The 17,589-nt window shown below is 72.3% G+C and carries 18 protein-coding genes; 6 read left to right on the top strand and 12 right to left on the bottom strand.

Annotated features, from left to right (window positions below):
* Positions 1–6: 6 nt before the first annotated feature.
* Positions 7–366, bottom strand: a complete 360-nt coding sequence (locus tag OG408_RS11380) for an arsenate reductase family protein (protein WP_266777936.1) — start codon at positions 364–366, stop codon at positions 7–9.
* Positions 367–485: 119 nt separating this feature from the next.
* Between OG408_RS11380 and OG408_RS11375 the strand changes: the two genes are divergently transcribed.
* Positions 486–755, top strand: coding sequence for a hypothetical protein (locus tag OG408_RS11375; protein WP_266777934.1), 270 nt, complete (start codon positions 486–488; stop codon positions 753–755).
* A 57-nt stretch (positions 756–812) separates the two neighbouring features.
* Here the strand turns inward: OG408_RS11375 and OG408_RS11370 are convergent, their stop codons facing one another.
* On the bottom strand, positions 813–1,265 hold the full coding sequence (locus tag OG408_RS11370) for a hypothetical protein (protein ID WP_266777932.1): 453 nt from the start codon (positions 1,263–1,265) through the stop codon (positions 813–815).
* Between the two features lie 134 nt (positions 1,266–1,399).
* Between OG408_RS11370 and OG408_RS11365 the strand changes: the two genes are divergently transcribed.
* Both OG408_RS11365 and OG408_RS11360 read left to right on the top strand, forming a co-directional pair.
* The gene (locus tag OG408_RS11365; protein ID WP_266777930.1) at positions 1,400–1,885 is read left to right on the top strand and encodes a hypothetical protein; all 486 of its coding nucleotides are present in this window, start codon (positions 1,400–1,402) and stop codon (positions 1,883–1,885) included.
* Between the two features lie 49 nt (positions 1,886–1,934).
* Positions 1,935–2,444 carry a GNAT family N-acetyltransferase gene (locus OG408_RS11360; protein WP_285565167.1) on the top strand — a complete coding sequence of 170 codons (510 nt, stop codon included), beginning with the start codon at positions 1,935–1,937 and terminating at the stop codon, positions 2,442–2,444.
* 148 nt (positions 2,445–2,592) lie between these two features.
* On the opposite strand, the gene glnA is transcribed toward OG408_RS11360, so the two are convergent.
* On the bottom strand, positions 2,593–4,002 hold the full coding sequence (glnA, locus tag OG408_RS11355) for a type I glutamate--ammonia ligase (RefSeq protein ID WP_266777926.1): 1,410 nt from the start codon (positions 4,000–4,002) through the stop codon (positions 2,593–2,595).
* A gap of 276 nt (positions 4,003–4,278) precedes the next feature.
* On the opposite strand from glnA, the gene OG408_RS11350 reads away from it, so the two are divergent.
* Positions 4,279–4,746: an RDD family protein gene (locus OG408_RS11350; RefSeq protein WP_285565166.1), complete on the top strand. Its 468-nt coding sequence runs from the start codon at positions 4,279–4,281 to the stop codon at positions 4,744–4,746.
* A gap of 124 nt (positions 4,747–4,870) precedes the next feature.
* Here OG408_RS11350 and OG408_RS11345 read toward each other — a convergent pair whose 3' ends face one another.
* From OG408_RS11345 to lipB, 4 genes are all read right to left on the bottom strand, one after another.
* Entirely contained in the window at positions 4,871–5,581 is a 711-nt protein-coding gene (locus OG408_RS11345) for a DUF4191 domain-containing protein (protein WP_266777923.1), read from the bottom strand.
* 19 nt (positions 5,582–5,600) lie between these two features.
* Positions 5,601–5,801, bottom strand: coding sequence for an SCO2195 family GlnR-regulated protein (locus OG408_RS11340; protein WP_136330099.1), 201 nt, complete (start codon positions 5,799–5,801; stop codon positions 5,601–5,603).
* Between the two features lie 309 nt (positions 5,802–6,110).
* Positions 6,111–7,076, bottom strand: coding sequence for a lipoyl synthase (gene lipA, locus OG408_RS11335; RefSeq protein ID WP_266777920.1), 966 nt, complete (start codon positions 7,074–7,076; stop codon positions 6,111–6,113).
* Between the two features lie 132 nt (positions 7,077–7,208).
* A complete protein-coding gene (gene lipB / locus OG408_RS11330; protein WP_266777918.1) occupies positions 7,209–8,021 on the bottom strand; it encodes a lipoyl(octanoyl) transferase LipB in 813 nt (270 codons plus the stop codon).
* Between the two features lie 265 nt (positions 8,022–8,286).
* Between lipB and OG408_RS11325 the strand changes: the two genes are divergently transcribed.
* Positions 8,287–9,957 carry a regulator gene (locus OG408_RS11325; protein ID WP_326669656.1) on the top strand — a complete coding sequence of 557 codons (1,671 nt, stop codon included), beginning with the start codon at positions 8,287–8,289 and terminating at the stop codon, positions 9,955–9,957.
* A 10-nt stretch (positions 9,958–9,967) separates the two neighbouring features.
* Here OG408_RS11325 and OG408_RS11320 read toward each other — a convergent pair whose 3' ends face one another.
* A complete protein-coding gene (locus OG408_RS11320; protein WP_326669654.1) occupies positions 9,968–11,341 on the bottom strand; it encodes an NAD(P)/FAD-dependent oxidoreductase in 1,374 nt (457 codons plus the stop codon).
* 167 nt (positions 11,342–11,508) lie between these two features.
* Positions 11,509–12,408 carry a TIGR01777 family oxidoreductase gene (locus OG408_RS11315; RefSeq protein ID WP_285572790.1) on the bottom strand — a complete coding sequence of 300 codons (900 nt, stop codon included), beginning with the start codon at positions 12,406–12,408 and terminating at the stop codon, positions 11,509–11,511.
* A 55-nt stretch (positions 12,409–12,463) separates the two neighbouring features.
* On the opposite strand from OG408_RS11315, the gene OG408_RS11310 reads away from it, so the two are divergent.
* Entirely contained in the window at positions 12,464–12,991 is a 528-nt protein-coding gene (locus OG408_RS11310; protein WP_266777911.1) for a GNAT family N-acetyltransferase, read from the top strand.
* A 34-nt stretch (positions 12,992–13,025) separates the two neighbouring features.
* Here OG408_RS11310 and OG408_RS11305 read toward each other — a convergent pair whose 3' ends face one another.
* From OG408_RS11305 to aceE, 3 genes are all read right to left on the bottom strand, one after another.
* The gene (locus tag OG408_RS11305; protein WP_326669650.1) at positions 13,026–13,547 is read right to left on the bottom strand and encodes a DUF4240 domain-containing protein; all 522 of its coding nucleotides are present in this window, start codon (positions 13,545–13,547) and stop codon (positions 13,026–13,028) included.
* A 60-nt stretch (positions 13,548–13,607) separates the two neighbouring features.
* A complete protein-coding gene (locus OG408_RS11300) occupies positions 13,608–14,588 on the bottom strand; it encodes a helix-turn-helix transcriptional regulator (RefSeq protein WP_326669648.1) in 981 nt (326 codons plus the stop codon).
* A gap of 183 nt (positions 14,589–14,771) precedes the next feature.
* Complete coding sequence (aceE, locus tag OG408_RS11295) at positions 14,772–17,441, bottom strand: pyruvate dehydrogenase (acetyl-transferring), homodimeric type (protein ID WP_285572797.1); 2,670 nt, start codon at positions 17,439–17,441, stop codon at positions 14,772–14,774.
* Between the last annotated feature and the right edge of the window lie 148 nt (positions 17,442–17,589).

Below are 17,589 nucleotides of genomic sequence, written 5' to 3'. Positions count from 1 at the left end.
CTCGGCTCAGCGCCCCAGGGCGTCCCGGACCGCCTCATCCGTGCGCGCGACCACGGCCGTGCCGTCCTCGGCGGTGATGATCGGGCGCTGGATCAGCTTCGGGTGGCCGGCGAGCGCGGCGATCCACCGCTCCCGGGCGTCCGCGTCGCGCGGCCACTCCCCGAGGCCCAGCTCCTTCGCGTCCGCCTCCTGTGTGCGCGTGATGTCCCACGGCTCAAGACCCAGCCGGTCGAGCACGGCCCGGATCTCGTCCGGCGACGGCACGTCCTCCAGGTAGCGGCGGACGGTGTAGTCGGCGCCCTCCGCGTCGAGCAGCCGCACCGCGCTGCGGCACTTGGAACAGGCGGGATTGATCCAGATCTCCATGGGGCCAAAGGTACGGGATGGACCCCCGAAAACCCCTCTGGCCAGGGGCGATTGTCAGTGGGGGGCAGTAAAATGGGGGTAGTTCGTGAGGGTTCCACCACCGCGCCAGGAGGTTGCCAATGGCCGTTGCCGCAGTCACGACCAAGCCGCTCCACACACCCCTGAAGAAGAAGCCGCTCCCCGCCGGCCGTCCCCGTGAGTGGTACGTCTCCCACAATCGCCGGCTGAAGGCGATGCGGCTGGCGATCGCCCTGCTCGACACGGGCGTCTACTACCCGTCGACCGCGAGCAACGCCCGGATAAGCACGACCGCCGAGCGCCTCGGCATCCACCCGCCGTCCGACACCACCTGCCGCATGGTCCGCGCGCTCATCCGCTACGGCCGCTGACACCCACCCCTGCCGCCCAGGACCGCGCCCCCGGACGACCGGGGGCGCGGCCGCGTCTCAGAACCCGTCGCACGCGGCGGTGGCGAACGCGCCGGAGGCCCGGGCGGTGCGCCGGGTGCCGTCGTCCACCGTCACCGAACAGGCCACCTCGCCACCCGACTTCCCGAGCCGGACGACGAACGAACCACCGCTCATGAAGCCCTTGGTGTCCAGCTCCCCGGCCCACGGCAGACTCCGCAGGGTCAGCCGCCCGGTCGACAGCTCCTCGTCCCGCCAGGTGCTGTACGTGAGCGTCACGTCCTCGGCCGCGCCCGTGACCTCGTACCGGATGTGCACGGTCCGCGAGCCCTCGGCCGCGACCTCACGGGACAGCACCGCGGAGACGGCACCGGCGGCGAGGGCGAGCAGCACGAGGATCAGCAGCACCACCCACGGCCACAGCCGCCGCCGCGGCGGCGGTGGCTGCGGGGCCGTCGGGGCCGGTTCGTCGTGCGCAGCCTGCTCGGTCATCCCCCCAGCCTCGGCCGTCCGCCCCCGCTCCGCGACCCCACCGCCCGGCCCGCTCACCCGTCCGGCCTACACCGCATGCGCCCCCACCCGCCGCCGCCTTGACTTGGGGCGACGGACGAGTGCTGGGAGGCACGATGACGAGTCGAGGCGTACGGGGCGCGAGCGCGGTGCTGGTGGCGATGGCCCTGGCAACGGCGGCGACGGCCTGCTCGGACGACGGGGACAGCGCGTCCAGCACGGTGTCCAAGGCGGCGTCGGCGGCCGCGTCGGTGGCCTCGCAGGGCGCCGACGTGGTCGCATCGGCGACGGCCGCAGCCGGCGACAAGCTGAACGACTTCAAGGACGGCGTGAACGCGGGCGGCGACGTGAAGGCGGGCGCTCCGGCCACCGACAAGGACGGCCACGTCACCTCGAAGATCACCGTGACGAACAGCACCGGCTCGAAGCAGACCTACGCGGTGCAGGTCAACTTCAAGGACCCGAACGGCAATCTGCTCGACACGGTCGTGGTGACGGTCGACGACGTGGCCTCCAAGGGCACCAAGGACGCGACGGCCCGCAGCAACCGCAAGCTCGACGGGGACGTCAGTATCGAAGTCGGCAAGGCGCTGCGGCACTGACCGCGCCGGCCTGTGGACAACCGCGGGCGAGGCTCGGACCATGACGTGCATGCCTGCGTGGACGATCGACGAGGAACCCGTCACCGGCACGGGTGTGGACGAGCTGATGGCGCAGTACTTCCGCGAGATGGGACTGCGGGTGCTGGGCCGCCCGGTCACGGAGGGGGAGCTCCGGCGGGTGATCGACGAGGATCCGCACAGCGGTCTCGGCCCGCCGCACGGCACGTTCCTCGTCGCCCGTGACGCCGGCGGCGAGATCCTCGGATACGCCGGGGTCCGGCTGCTGCCGGGCGTCCCAGCGACAGCGGAGCTGAAGCGCATGTTCGTACGCCCGGCAGGACGCGGGGCGGGCCTGGGGCGCGGCCTGCTCCGCGCCGTCGAGGCGGCGGCGCGCAGGCTGGGCGCCTCCCGCATCGTGTGCGAGACCAACACCGAACTCACCGAGGCGCGGGCCCTGTACACGGCGCACGGCTACCGGGAGACCGGCCCCTACGACGGACACGGCAAGGCGGAGCACTGGTACGCCAAGCCGCTCGGTGAGGGGGCGGCGCGGGGGTAGACCCGTGGTCCCGGCCGGGCCCGGGGTGCGGACATGCCGGAGGGCCGTCACCCCGGCGTCGGGGTAACGGCCCTCCGGCATATGTGCGCAGGTGGCACCGTGGCAGTGGAACGAACGCCAGGTCCGCCCGGCCTCGTGGCCTCGCGGCTTAGAGGTCGAAGTACAGCTCGAACTCGTGCGGGTGCGGGCGCAGCTGGATCGGGGCGATCTCGTTCGTCCGCTTGAAGTCGACCCACGTCTCGATCAGGTCGGACGTGAAGACGCCGCCCGCGAGGAGGTACTCGTGGTCCGCCTCCAGAGCGTCCAGGACGGCCGGGAGGGACGTCGGGACCTGCTGGACGTTGGCGTGCTCCTCGGGAGCCAGCTCGTAGAGGTCCTTGTCGATCGGCTCGGCCGGCTCGATCTTGTTCTTCACGCCGTCCAGGCCGGCCATCAGGAGGGCCGAGAAGGCGAGGTACGGGTTGGACGACGGGTCCGGGGCGCGGAACTCGACGCGCTTGGCCTTCGGGTTGGAGCCCGTGATCGGGATGCGCATCGCGGCGGAGCGGTTGCGCTGCGAGTAGACCATGTTGACCGGGGCCTCGAAGCCGGGGACCAGGCGGTGGTAGGAGTTCACCGTCGGGTTGGTGAACGCCAGCAGCGACGGGGCGTGCTTCAGGATGCCGCCGATGTAGTAGCGCGCCATGTCCGAGAGGCCCGCGTAGCCCTGCTCGTCGTAGAACAGCGGGTCGCCGCCGGCCCACAGGGACTGGTGGACGTGCATGCCCGAGCCGTTGTCGCCGAAGATCGGCTTCGGCATGAAGGTCGCGGTCTTGCCGTTGCGCCAGGCGACGTTCTTCACGATGTACTTGAAGAGCATCAGGTCGTCGGCCGCGGCGAGCAGCGTGTTGAACTTGTAGTTGATCTCGGCCTGGCCGGCGGTGCCGACCTCGTGGTGCTGGCGCTCGACCTGGAGGCCGTTCTTGTCCAGCTCCAGGGAGATCTCGGCACGCAGGTCGGCGAAGTGGTCGACCGGCGGGGTCGGGAAGTAACCGCCCTTGTAGCGGACCTTGTAGCCGCGGTTGTTCTCCGTCGACCCGGTGTTCCAGGCGCCCGCCTCGGAGTCGATGTGGTAGAACGACTCGTTCGCCGAGGTCTGGAAGCGGACGTTGTCGAACACGTAGAACTCGGCCTCGGGGCCGAAGTACGCGGTGTCGGCGATGCCGGTGGAGGCGAGGTACGCCTCGGCCTTCTTGGCCACGTTGCGCGGGTCACGGCTGTACTGCTCGCCGGTGATCGGGTCGTGGATGAAGAAGTTGATGTTGACGGTCTTGTCGCGGCGGAACGGGTCGACACGGGCGGTCGACAGGTCCGCGCGGAGCGCCATGTCGGACTCGTGGATGGCCTGGAAGCCTCGGATCGACGAGCCGTCGAAGGCGAGCTCCTCGGTCGGGTCGAAGGCCGCCGCCGGGATGGTGAAGTGCTGCATCACACCGGGCAGGTCGCAGAACCGGACGTCGATGAACTTGACGTCTTCGTCGGCGATGTACTTCTTCACGTCGTCGGCGTTCTGGAACATCCAACTCCTCCTACTCCCGGCCCGGGCGGGACGGGGTTGCAGCTCGTTGTGTGGCCAGTGCGGTGGCACACGCTGGACCCGACCATAGGCAGACCGGATTTCTCAAGCATGACCCATTTGTTTCGCCGAAGTTAACCGAGCCGGGTGTGACCGGCACCTCGTGGGGGCCGCGACGGCCCGTTCCGGGCGGATTCCGGACCGGTTTCGGTGCGGTGTCCGGGGTGGTGGCGGGCCCCGGACGGCAGGCTCCGGAGGCGGGCGCAGTACCGTGGTCGGGTGGACAACAGGCAAGCAATCGGATCGTGGCTCTCCGGGCCGCGTGCGGCCGCCGAGGAGATGGGCGCCGACTTCGGCTACCGCGGAAAGCGGCTCGGGCTGCCCGAGCAGGGACCCGGGGCCATGGCGCCCCTCGGCCGCCGCTTCGGCGCGATCTTCGTCGACTGGGCGCTGTGCATGCTGATCGCATACGGGCTGTTCGCTCGCGGTGACCAGCAGGCGGCCGGCAACTGGGCGCTCGGCATCTTCCTCGTACTGAGTGTGCTCACCGTCGGCACCATCGGCTGCACGCCCGGCAAGCGTCTCCTGGGCATCAAGGTGGTCGCCGAGGGCGGCGGGCGCCTGGGGGCCGGACGGGTCCTGGCGCGCAGCGTGCTGCTGTGCCTGGTGATCCCGGCCCTGGTCTGGGACCGCGACGGCCGCGGACTGCACGACCGGGTGGCCCGCGCCGTCCAGGTCCGCAGCTGAGTTCGGCTCCGCGCCCCCGTCCGTACTGGACCGGCCGCGGCGCACAGCAAGAGGGCGGGTCGCGAACCCTGTGGTTCGCGACCCGCCCTCTTCGTTCGTACTCCCGGTCCGCCCGGCGTCCGGGTCAGCGCATCTTTCCGCCGCGCGGCATCCGCATGCCCTTCGGCATCGGGCCCTTCGGCAGCGGCATGTTGCTCATCAGGTCGCCCATCGCGCGCAGCCGGTCGTTGGCGGCCGTCACCTGCGGGCCGGTCAGGACGCGCGGCAGCTTCAGCATCTTGGTGCGCACCTTCTTGAGCGGCACCTGACCCTCGTCGTTGCCGACGATGATGTCGTGCACGGGTACGTCGATCACGATGCGGGCCATCTTCTTCTTCTCGGCCGCCAGCAGGCCCTTCACCCGGTTCGGGTTGCCCTCGGCCACCAGCACGATGCCCGCCTTGCCCACGGCCCGGTGGACGACGTCCTGGCTGCGGTTCATCGCGACCGCCGGCGTCGTGGTCCAGCCGCGGCCCACGCGGTCCAGCACCGCCGCCGCGGCACCGGGCTGTCCCTCCATCTGCCCGAAGGCCGCCCGCTCGGCACGTCGCCCGAAGACGATCGCCATCGCGAGGAGGGCGAGCACGAAGCCCAGAATGCCCACGTAGATCGGGTGGTCGATCAAGAAACCGATCGCGAGGAGGACACCGAAGGTGACGATTCCCACACCCGCGACGACAAGACCGATCTTGGAGTCGGTCCGCCTGGTCATCTTGTAGGTCAGGGCGATCTGCTTGAGCCGCCCCGCGTTCTCGGCGCTGTCCGCGCCTTCAGTGGTGTTTGCCTTCCTCGCCATGCAATGAAGTTTACGTGGCCTAGGAACGGTGGTCGGCCACGGCCTCCAGTACGTACTCGGACTCGACCCGGTCCTTGGCCCGGCGGCGGTCCTCGAGGACGGCCGTCCAGGCGTTCCGGCGGGCCGTGCGCTGGCCGCTGCTCAGCAGCAGCGACTCGACGGCGCGGAGGGCGTCGGTGACGGACGGAAGGGCGGTGGCGCGTACCGGCACGGCCTGCATCGTGGAAGTCCCCTCGGAACGGATGCGCTCACCGGGCGGTGCCGGCGGGCGGGGTGTGCTGCGCGGACTGGATACGGGACGCAGGAGCGGCAGCGGCGGGAAGAGCCACTGCGCTGCGTGTATCCAGGGTCACTGCTTGGTGTTACCAGCGCATGACCGGTCGGTCAAACACCAATGAATCCTTGATACGTGCGCCGCGCACGCCGACGCGGCCCATACGCGCCTCCGACCTGCGAGGAGCGCATGGGCCGCGCCGAATCAGCCATTACTGCTCAGTAGCTTCTTGTGCCCGGATTCACACGGACGCTCCTAGGCGGTGGGCGCCGGGGCGGCCGCGCCGCGGCGCTCCATCGCCTGCTGGAACAGCCGCCCCGCGCGGTACGAGGAGCGGACCAGCGGCCCGGACATCACGCCGGAGTAGCCGATCGCGTCGGCCTCCTCCTTCAGCTCCACGAACTCGTGGGGCTTCACCCAGCGCTCGACGGGGTGGTGGCGCGGCGTCGGCCGCAGGTACTGCGTGATCGTGATGAGCTCGCAGCCCGCGTCGTGCAGGTCCCGGAGGGCCTGGCTGACCTCCTCGCGGGTCTCGCCCATGCCGAGGATCAGGTTGGACTTGGTCACCAGACCGGCCTCGCGGGCGCGGGTGATGACCTCCAGGGACCGCTCGTAGCGGAAGCCGGGGCGGATCCGCTTGAAGATCCGCGGCACCGTCTCCACGTTGTGACCCAGCACCTCGGGGCGCGAGGAGAAGACCTCGGCGAGCTGCCCGGGCTCGGCGTTGAAGTCGGGGATCAGCAGCTCCACCTTGGTGTAGCCGCCCTCCCGCTCCGCCGTCTGCGCGTGGATCTGGCGCACGGTCTCCGCGTACAGCCAGGCACCGCCGTCCTCCAGGTCGTCGCGCGCGACGCCGGTGATGGTGGCGTAGTTCAGGTCCATCGTGACGACGGACTCACCGACACGGCGGGGCTCGTCGCGGTCCAGCTCCTGCGGCTTGCCCGTGTCGATCTGACAGAAGTCACAGCGCCGGGTGCACTGGTCACCGCCGATGAGGAACGTGGCCTCGCGGTCCTCCCAGCACTCGAAGATGTTGGGGCAGCCGGCCTCCTGGCACACCGTGTGCAGACCCTCGCTCTTCACGAGTTTCTGCAGCTGGTTGTACTCGGGGCCCATCTTCGCCCGGGTCTTGATCCACTCGGGCTTGCGCTCGATGGGGGTCTGGCTGTTCCGGACCTCGAGGCGCAGCATCTTGCGCCCGTCGGGTGCGACAGCGGACACTCCGGCACTCCCCTTTGCTCTCGCTGCATTGGATTCTTCGGCGAACACCAGGGTACGCCCGTAGTTCAAACGGCTTTACGTCTGCCCAACCTGTGGCCGGCAGGGCCTATTCCCGGAGGGGTGCTCCGAGGGTCATGCCGTGGCCACGGCCTCGGCCGTGCGCTCGATGACGCGCGGCGCGAGTTCGGCGTTCTCCAGCACGTCCCGGAGGTGCTTCTCGGCGACCGGGAGCACCTGCGCGATGGTGAGGTCGCGGCCCAGTTCGTACGCGAGCGAGGTGACGCCGGCGTCCCGGATGCCGCACGGCACGATCCGGTCGAACGAGGTGTTGTCCGGGTTCACGTTGAGGGCGAAGCCGTGCATGGTCACGCCCTTGGCGACCCGGATGCCGATCGCGGCCAGCTTGCGGTCCTCGCGGCGCTGGCCGGCGTTGGACGGGGCGTACTCCGGGCCGTTCAGCCGGGGGTCGAACTCCTCGTCCTGCAGCCGCGGGTCGAAGTCGAGCGAGAGCCCGCCGACCGCCGGGCGCTGCTCGACCGGGTCGCCCAGCACCCAGACACCGCTGCGGCCCTCGACCCGGCTGGTCTCCACGCCGAACTCGGCGGCCGTGCGGATCAGCGCCTCCTCCAGCCTGCGGACGTGTGCGACGACGTCCACCGGGCGCGGCAGCTTCTGGATCGGGTAGCCGACCAGCTGGCCCGGGCCGTGCCAGGTGATCTTGCCGCCGCGGTCCACGTCGATGACCGGGGTGCCGTCCAGCGGGCGCTCGCTGTCGGCCGTGCGCCGGCCGGCCGTGTAGACGGGCGGGTGCTCCAGCAGCAGGCAGGTGTCGGGGACGGTGTCCTCGAACCGTGCCGCGTGCACCTCGCGCTGCTTCTGCCAGGCCTCCTGGTAGTCGACGGCTTCCTCGCCGAATCCCAGACGGACGAACCGAAGCTCAGTCACGACAGCAGCCTCTCTACTTGCGGTGCCGGAGGCCGGGGATGCCCCGCCGTCACGTCACCATGCACCGAATCGCGCCTCCGGCCACTGTACGACCGGCGTCGGAGCGGGGGCCCGGCAGGTGGTTCCCGTCAGCGCCATCCTCAATCCTCACACGATCGGATGAATGTGAAGCGAAGGTGGCTGAGGAAGGGCCGGAGGCCGCTAAATTCACGCCGTTCCCTAGGGCCTGCCCGCCCGGCCCCGAAGGCAGGAGACCGTACAGCTGATGTCGGATCGACCTCCGCAGCGCACCCCCAACCGCCGACTCGCCTCGCTCATCACCGAAGCCGGTTTCTCCAACGCCGGCCTCGCCCGCCGGGTGGACCAGCTCGGCCTCGAACACGGCCTCGATCTGCGGTACGACAAGACCTCCGTGACCCGCTGGCTGCGCGGCCAGCAGCCACGGGGCACCACCCCCGCGCTGATCGCCGAGGTCTTCACCCGGCGGCTGGGGCGCCGGCTCTCCGCCCAGGACCTGGGGCTGGACGCCTGTGCGCCCGTCTACGCCGGGCTGGAGTTCGCCGCCACCCCCGCCGAGGCGGTCGACATCGTCAGCGGACTGTGGCGCAAGGACTCCGGCAGCCATGCGGAGCTGCGCAAGATCGCCTTCACCCCGGCCGGTCTCGTCGTCCCGAGCCGGGACTGGCTGATCGGGCGGGCGGACGAGTGGGTGGGCCGCGGAGGAGACCCGGGACCGGTCGCGGGCGCCGGAGCGGCCAGGACCGGCCGGGCGTACGGGGCGCCCGGCGGCCCGCGCACGGCGTCCGGTCCCCACGGCGCGTACGGCACCGCGGGGACCGGGCAGAGCGGGAGCGGTCCCATCGCCGCCGGGGTGCCCGAGCAGGGCGGCGCCCCGCTCGGGGCCCGGCACGGACTGCGCGGGCCCGTGCCGTCCAGGCCCGCCGGACCGCACGCCCCGGCCGGTGCGCCGGCCTCCCTCGGGCCCGTCGGCCCGGGCGTCCCCAGGCAGCGGCAGACCGAGCGGGGATCCGGCCAGAAGGTCGGCAGCGGCGACGTCGCCGCCCTGCGGTCGGTGGCCGAGCTCTTCCGCACCCTCGACAACGCCTACGGCGGCGGCCACGCCAGGCAGGCCCTCGTCCGGTACCTGGAGCACGAGACGGAGCCGATGCTGCGCGGCACGTACGGGGAGGCCACCGGGCGGCGGCTGTTCGCCGCCGCGGCCGACCTGACCCGGCTCGCCGGCTGGACCTCGTACGACATCGCGGCCCACGGCCTCGCCCAGCGCTACTTCGTCCAGGCGTTACGGCTGGCGCAGGCCGCCGGCGACCGGGCCTACGGCAGCTTCGTCCTGATCACCATGAGCCGGCAGGCCGTCTACCTCGGGCACGGCCGGGAGGCGGTGCAGCTGGCACGGGTGGCCCAGCAGGGCGTCGGCTCGGCCGCCCCGCACGCGGTCCTCGCCCTGCTGCACGCGGTCGAGGCGCGCGGCCACGGGGTGCTCGGCGAGGCGAAGGCGTGCACGGCCTCGCTGGCCCGGGCCGAACGCGCACTGGAGGCCGCACGCCCCGGCGACGAGGTGCCGCACTGGGCGCGCTACTTCGACGAGGCCCAGCTGGCCGACGAGTTCGGGCACTGCCACCGCGACCTCCAGCAGTACCGGGCCGCCGCCCAGCACGCGGAGCGCTCGCTCCAGCTGCGCGCCCCCGCGTACGCCCGCAGCAGGCTGTTCTGCCGGGTCGTGCTGGCCTCGGCCCGGCTCGGGCTCGGCGAGCTCGACCAGGCCTGCCGGCTGGGCGCCGAGGCCGCCCAGCAGGCCGCCGAGATGCGGTCGGTGCGCGCCACGGAGTACGTACGGGACTTCGAGCGGCGGCTCGAACCCTTCCGGGACGCCGCCGCCGTCCGCGGCTACCGCGAGCGGGTCGCCGCACTGGGGTGAACCGCGCGGATCAGGCGGCCTCGCGAAGCACATCGGAATCGCCGGGGGCCGGCCGTACGCCCAGGTCGGAGAGGATGGCCGCGGCGGCGCGGCCGCCCGAGGACAGCGCGCCCTGGACCGTGCCGGTGTCGCGGTGGTCACCGCACACGTACAGGCCCGCGAGCAGCCGGACCGGCCGCTGCGGATCGTGCGGGGACACCATCGCGGGCACCGCCTCCGGATCGTGGTGGACGGCCAGCGGCTCCCAGTCGTCGGTGGGCACGCCGTAGAGCCCGGCCAGCTGGGCGCGGACCGTGCGGTCCAGATCGGTCGGCGGGGTGCCGAGCACCGTCGAGCTGATCAGCGTCCGGCCGTGCGGTGCGCGCGCCGGGTCGACCGCGCTCATCACCGCGGTGTGGGCGACCGGACCCGACCGGTCGGCGTCCAGCAGCAGCGAGGCGCCCGTCGGCGGGGGAGCGGGGGCGGTGTGGTGGACCACCGTCACCGGGTGGAAGGGCGGCACCCGCAGACCGGGCAGCAGCTCGGCCGCGGCGCCCGCACCGGTCGCCAGCAGCAGGGAGCGGCAGCCCAGTTCGCCGTGCTCCTTGGTGCGCACCGAGGTGATGTCGGCCGCCGTGACGTGCACGCCCGTCCGTACCGTGCCGGGCGGCAGCGCCGCCGCGAGCAGGTCGGGCAGCGTGACCGAACCCCCCTCCGGGACACAGAGCCGGCCGCTCGCGTAGCCGCGCAGGGCGAGGTCGGCGCACCGGCTCGACGTGATGAGCCCGGGGTCGCTGAGGAGCGCGGTGAGCAGCGGGCGCACGAAGCCGTTGAGCGTCCGTGCGGACAGGCCGCGGCCGGACAGGGCGTCGAGCGCGGCCCGTTCGGGCCGGGCCAGGACGCGGGCCCGGGGCGCGGCCGCCAGCCGGGCCAGCGCCACGCCGAGCCGGGCCTGGTCGATCGCCCCGCCCATGGCCCCGGTGAGGGCGCCGCCCGCCGGTGACCGGGGGGCGCTCGCGAGGGCGCGTGCCGCCTTGAGTGCGCCCCGCGCGCTGCGCGAGCCCCTGGTGCCGCGGACCTCCCCGGTCCGGTGGCGGCGGCCCTCGCTGTGGACCAGCACGCCGGGATCGAAGTTCCGCAGGACGAGTCCTTCGAGTCCGGGCGTCGCGTAGAGCTCCGGATACGAGGTGGTGAGGAGCGGTCCGATGTGATCGAGCCGGAACCCGTCCACCTCGTCGGTCATCATCCGGCCGCCGACCCGGGGGCCGGCCTCCAGGACGCTGACACTCACTCCCGCACCGGTCAGCCGGTGGGCCGCTGACAGGCCGGCTATCCCGGCCCCGATGATGACGACGTCCGCGTGGTGTGCCGTGCTGAGCACGTGCCCCTCCCCGAGTCGGCGCAACTGGTGGGAGGCTCTTGCCCTCAACAGGCCACCGGAATGCGTGAGTTCGCCATGAGGCTAGGAGTGTGGCGGGATCGCGCGCAGTCGCGCGCGTCCCGGAGCACCGGTGCACGGGGTCGCACGGCTGTCCGCGTCGGACGGCGGTGGAGCGGGGCGGGGCGTACGGGTCAGCGCAGGGCCGCGCGGATCGCGGCGTCGACCCCGGGGAAGGCGAAGGCGAACCCCGAGTCCAGCAGCCGCCCCGGCAGCACCCGCTGACTGCCCAGCACGTCCTCGGCGAAGTCGCCGAGGGCGATCCGCAGCGCCGGCGCGGGAGCGGTGAACAGCGTCGGCCGGCGCAGCACCCGGCCCATCGCCGCCGTCACCTCGCCGTTGGTGACGGGGGAGGGGCCGGTCAGATTCACCGCCCCGGACAGCTCCGGGGTGTCGAGGATGTGCCGCAGGGCCGCGATGTGGTCGTGCAGCGCGATGAAGCTCCAGTACTGCCGCCCGTTGCCCATCCGCCCGCCGAGCCCGGCGCGGAACAGCGGGAAGAGCCGGCCCCAGGCGCCGCCCTCACGGGCGACGACGAGCCCGGTCCGGGCGTGCACGGTCCGCACCCCGGCCTCCTCGGCCGCGGCGGTGGCCTCCTCCCACTCCACGCACACCGACGGCAGGAACCCGTCACCGGGCGGCGCGCCCTCGTCGACCGCCCGGTCCCCGGTGTCGCCGTAGAAGCCGATCGCGGACCCGGACAGCAGCACCTTCGGCGGGACGTCGAGCGAGGCGACGGCGTCGGCGATCGCTGCCGTGCCCAGCACCCGGCTGTCCCGGATCTCCCGCTTGTACGCCTCGGTCCAGCGGTGGTCGCCCACCCCGGCCCCGGCGAGATGGACGACGGCGTCGCAGCCCACCAGCCCGGCCACGTCCACATGGCCCCGCTTCGGGTCCCACTCCACCTCGTCGCCGGACCGCGCCGGGCGCCGGACGAGCCGGACCACCTCGTGCCCGTCGGTCCGCAGCGAGCGCACCAGCGCCGCTCCGATGAGTCCGGTCGATCCGGTGACAGCGATACGGGAGTGCGGCATGGGACCCATCCTGCCCCATGTCCCCCGGAGTACGGGGCGTGGCACAGTGACGGCCATGGCTGAGTCCCCCGACCTCCCCCTGCCCCTCGTCCGCCCCGCGGTCCTCGACGACGGCCCCGCCCTCGGGGAGCTCGACCGGAGCACCTGGTCGACGCTGCACGCCGTGCAGCCGCGCCCGCAGCCGCCGTACGAGCCGTTCTTCGACGACCGGCACCGGCCGCAGGACGTCCTGGTGGCCGAAGCGGTGAACCCGGCGGGCGAGACGGTCGTCGCCGGGTACGTCCGCGTCGTGCCGCCCACGCCACTGGCCTGCAACGCGCACGTCCGGCAGATACAGGGGCTCGCCGTGGCCGGCTGGGCGCGCGGCCGGGGGCTGGGCCGCACGCTGCTGGACGCCGCGTGCCGGGCGGCGCGCCGCCAGGGCGCGAACCGGATCACCCTGCGGGTGCTGGGGCACAACGCGCCCGCCCGTGCGCTGTACGAGGACCGGGGGTTCGCCGTCGAGGGCGTCCTGCCCGGCGAGTTCTTCCTCGGCGGGCGTTACGTGGACGACGTGATGATGGGCCGCCCGCTCGGCCCGTGACCGGGGCGGCGGCCGGGGCCGGTCCGCCCGCGGCTCAACCGGCGCCGAACCGCTGCCACAGAGCGGGCAGCCGCGCCGCCAGGGCCGCGTCGTCCTCGAAGCCGATGGGGGTGCCTTCCGGCTCGGCGGCCTGCGGCGGCAGCCCGAGATCAGGCGTGACGACCCCGGTGAGCTGCTCGTACGCCTCGTCGGCCGCGTAGCCCAGCTCCTCCGCGTCCCCGTCCATCTCCTCGTCGAAGTCGTCGAGGAGATCGGCCAGGCTGTCCGGATCGTGCACCGCGCCCTCGAAGAGCTCCCGGCCCTGGCCGATCAGCCAGCAGCGGAAGTAGTCGAAGGCGTCGTCGCTCGCGCCGCCGAGCAGCACACTGGCGGCCGCCCACAGGTCCCAGCGGTACGCGCGGTTGTAGCGGGCCTCGAAGTGCCGGGCGAAGTCCAGCACGGAATCGGGATCGAGCTGCACCAGCCGTTCGACGAGCAGGTCGGCATGGTCCTCGGGGTCGCCGTCGGCGGCCTCGCGGGTGCTGTCGATGAGCTCCCAGAATTCCGTCTCGTCCATCACGGGTCCAGCATCTGCCCTGGCGGCGGGCGATGCACGCGGAGACACCGAAATGAAGCCTTACAGGGGGTCGCGGTAGAGCAGGTGCAGTCGTTCGGCGGCAGCCGCGAACCTGGTACGCAGTGCGGCCGGCTCCAGCACCTCCAACTCCGGTCCCAGGGCCAGCAGCTGACCGAACGCGACGTCCAGGGACTCGACCGGCAGGGTGACCGTCACCCGGCCGTCGGCCGCGGGCGGCCCGGCCCCCTCCAGCGCGTCCTGGGCCGCGACGCGGTCCACGGCGTGCGGAAGCCGGCGCACCCCGGCCTCCGAGAGCCGCAGCGTCACCTCGGTCCGCAGGATCGACCGGGCGAACTGGGCCGCGCGCTCGTCCCAGAACGCGGGCAGGTCGAAGCCCTCGTCCCGGACGAACCGGCTGTCCGAAACGGTCACGTGCGTGAAGCGGTCGATCCGGTAGACCCGGAAGTCGTCCTCCGCACGGGCGCAGAGATACCAGACCCCGGCCTTGAGGACGAGCCCGTACGGTGCCAGCTCCCGCTCCACCTCGGCGTCCCGGCCGGCCCGCCGGTAGCGGGCGCGGACGGTCCGGTCGTCCCACACGGCCTCGGCCACGACGGGCAGGAGCTCCGGAGTGACCGGCTCCTGGTACCAGCCGGGCGCGTCCAGGTGGAAGCGCCGGGCGGCGCCCGCGGAGGCGTCCCGCAGGGAGGGCAGCAGGGCCGCCGAGACCTTGAGCCGGGCGGCGGAACCGGCGTCGGCCAGACCCATCTCTCGCAGGGCGGAGGGCAGACCGGAGAGGAAGAGCGCCTCGGCCTCGTCCCGGGCCAGCCCGGTGAGCCCGGTGCGGTAACCGCCGACGAGCCGGTACCCGCCCGCACGGCCCCGCTCCGCGTAGACGGGGATCCCGGCCTCGGAGAGCGCCTGGGCGTCCCGGGTGACGGTCCGCTCCGACACCTGGAGCTCATGGGCGAGCTCGGCGGCGGTCATGGCGGTACGGGACTGCAGGAGCAGCACCATTCGGATGAGGCGGGCAGCGCGCATGCGGCCATTGTGGCCGCGGCAGGGGGTGGGTGCGGCGCGGGTCGTCGAGCCGCACAGGAACAGCGCTCAGGCGGGCAAATTTCAAGTCCGTCCGGCGCTTGAGGACAAAGCCGGTGCCGGAGTGGGGCAGATGCATGCGGAGGACGGGGCGCGGGAGAGAACCGCGCCCCGTCCTCCGGGCCGTCAGAGCCCGTACCGCTCCCGGGCCTCCTTGACCGCAGACGCAGGCACCTCACCGCGGCGGGCCAGCTGGGCCAGGGCCGCGACCACGATCGACTGGGCGTCGACGCCGAAGTGGCGGCGGGCCGCGTCACGGGTGTCGGAGATACCGAAGCCGTCCGTGCCGAGCGAGGTCCAGTCCTGCTCCACCCACTGGCTGATCTGGTCCGGCACCTGGCGCATCCAGTCGCTGACCGCGAGGACCGGACCCGGTGCGCCCTCCAGCGCCTGGGTCACGTACGGCGTCCGCAGCTCACCGCGGAGCAGCGCCTCGTCGCACTCCAGCGCGTCCCGGCGCAGCTCGCCCCACGAGGTGGCGGACCAGACGTCGGCCGTGACACCCCAGTCCGCGGCCAGCAGCTCCTGGGCCTCCAGGGCCCAGTGGATCGCCGTACCCGAGGCCAGCAGCTGGGCGCGCGGCGCGTCCGCCTTCGCGGGCGTGCCCTCCTTGAAGCGGTAGAGGCCCTTGAGGATGCCCTCCTCGATGCCTTCCGGCATCGCGGGCTGCGGCTTCGGCTCGTTGTAGACCGTCAGGTAGTAGAAGACGTTCTCGGCCTCGGGGCCGTACATCCGGCGCAGACCGTCCTGGACGATCACCGCGATCTCGTACGCGAACGCCGGGTCGTAGTTGAGCGACGCCGGGTTCGTGGACGCGATCAGGTGCGAGTGGCCGTCCGCGTGCTGGAGGCCCTCGCCGGTCAGCGTGGTGCGGCCCGCCGTGGCCCCGACCACGAAGCCGCGGCCGAGCTGGTCGCCGAGCTGCCAGAACTGGTCGCCCGTGCGCTGCCAGCCGAACATCGAGTAGAAGATGTAGAACGGGATCATCGGCTCGCCGTGCGTCGCGTACGACGTGGAGGCGGCGATGAAGTCGGCCATGGCGCCGGCCTCGGTGATGCCCTCGTTGAGGACCTGGCCGTCCTTGGCTTCCTTGTAGTACATCAGCTGGTCGCGGTCGACCGGGTCGTACGTCTGGCCCAGCGGCGAGTAGATGCCGGCCGACGGGAACAGCGCCTCCATGCCGAAGGTGCGGGCCTCGTCGGGGACGATCGGAACCCAGCGCTTGCCGGTCTCCTTGTCCCGCATCAGGTCCTTGGCGAGGCGGACGAAGGCCATCGTGGTGGCCAGCTCCTGCTTGCCGGAACCCTTCTTCAGCGCGGCGAACGCGCGCTCCTCGGGCTGCGGCAGCGCCACGGCGTGCACCCGGCGGGCCGGGGCGGGACCGCCGAGGGCGGCACGGCGCTCCTGGAGGTAGCGGACCTCGGCGGAGTCGGCGCCCGGGTGGCCGTACGGCACCAGGCCCTCGTCCAGCTTCGAGTCCGGGATCGGCAGGTCCAGCAGGTCGCGCATGGCGCGGAACTGCTTGCCGTCCAGCTTCTTCATCTGGTGGTTGGCGTTGCGCGACTCGAAGCCCGGGCCGAGGGTGTAGCCCTTCACCGTCTGCGCCAGGATCACCGTCGGAGCACCCTTGTGCGCCAGCGCCGCGCGGTACGCCGCGTACACCTTGCGGGCCTCGTGGCCGCCGCGCGAGGTGTGGAAGCACTCGGCGATCTTCGCGTCGGTGAGCAGCTTCGCCAGTTCGGCGAGCGCGGGCTCGGTGCCGAAGAAGTGCTGGCGGATGTAGGCGACGTCGCGGGTGGCGTACGTCTGGAACTGCGCGTCCGGGACCTCACGGAGCCGGCGCACCAGCGCACCCGTGGTGTCGAGCTGGAACAGCTCGTCCCAGGCGGTGCCCCAGAGCGTCTTGACGACGTTCCAGCCGGCGCCGCGGAAGGCGCCCTCCAGCTCCTGGACGACCCGGAAGTTGGCGCGGACCGGACCGTCGAGGCGCTGCAGGTTGCAGTTGATGACGAAGGTCAGGTTGTCGAGCTGCTCGCGCGCCGCGAGGGCGAGGGCCGCGGTCGACTCGGGCTCGTCCATCTCGCCGTCGCCCAGGAAGGCCCAGACGTGCGAGTTCGACGTGTCCTTGATGTTGCGGTTGGCCAGGTAGCGGTTGAAGCGCGCCTGGTAGATCGCCGAGAGCGGGCCGAGGCCCATCGACACGGTGGGGAACTCCCACAGCCAGGGCAGCCGCCGCGGGTGCGGGTAGGACGGCAGGCCGTCGCCGCCCGCCTCCTGGCGGAAGTTGTCGAGCTGCTGCTCGCTGAGCCGGCCGTCGAGGAAGGCGCGGGCGTAGATGCCGGGGGAGGCGTGGCCCTGGATGTAGAGCTGGTCGCCGGAGCCGTCCCCCTCCTTGCCGCGGAAGAAGTGGTTGAAGCCGGTCTCGTACAGCCAGGCCGCCGAGGCGAAGGTGGCGATGTGGCCGCCGACGCCGAAGCGGGAGCCACGGGTGACCATCGCGGCCGCGTTCCAGCGGTTCCACGCGGTGATCCGGGACTCCATCTCCAGGTCGCCGTCGAAGTCGGGCTCCGCGGCGGTGGGGATGGAGTTGACGTAATCGGTCTCCAGCAGCTTGGGCAGCGCGAGACCGGCGCCCTCGGCGTGCTGGAGCGAGCGACGCATCAGATACGCGGCGCGGTGCGGGCCCGCGGCCTTGGTGACGGCATCCAGGGAGGCCGCCCATTCAGCGGTCTCCTCCGGGTCGCGGTCCGGGAGCTGGTCGAGCTCGCTCGGAAGCTTTCCTACGGGGTCGGTCATGATCGCCGCCTTCCGGTGAGGAGGGGGGTGGAGAAGTCCCTGACTGGCAGGACAGGGCGATGGGGCCGGTGGGCCCGCGGAGTGAACTGTAAGTCGCCGATCGATGATCGATCAAAGGATGAAAGGCAAAACTTCTCGATATGAAGAA

Origin of the sequence: Streptomyces sp. NBC_01257, assembly GCF_035917255.1 — a bacterium.
Lineage (GTDB): Bacteria > Actinomycetota > Actinomycetes > Streptomycetales > Streptomycetaceae > Streptomyces.
The sequence above is the reverse complement of the archived record's forward strand: the minus strand, read 5'-3'. Positions and strand labels throughout refer to the sequence as shown.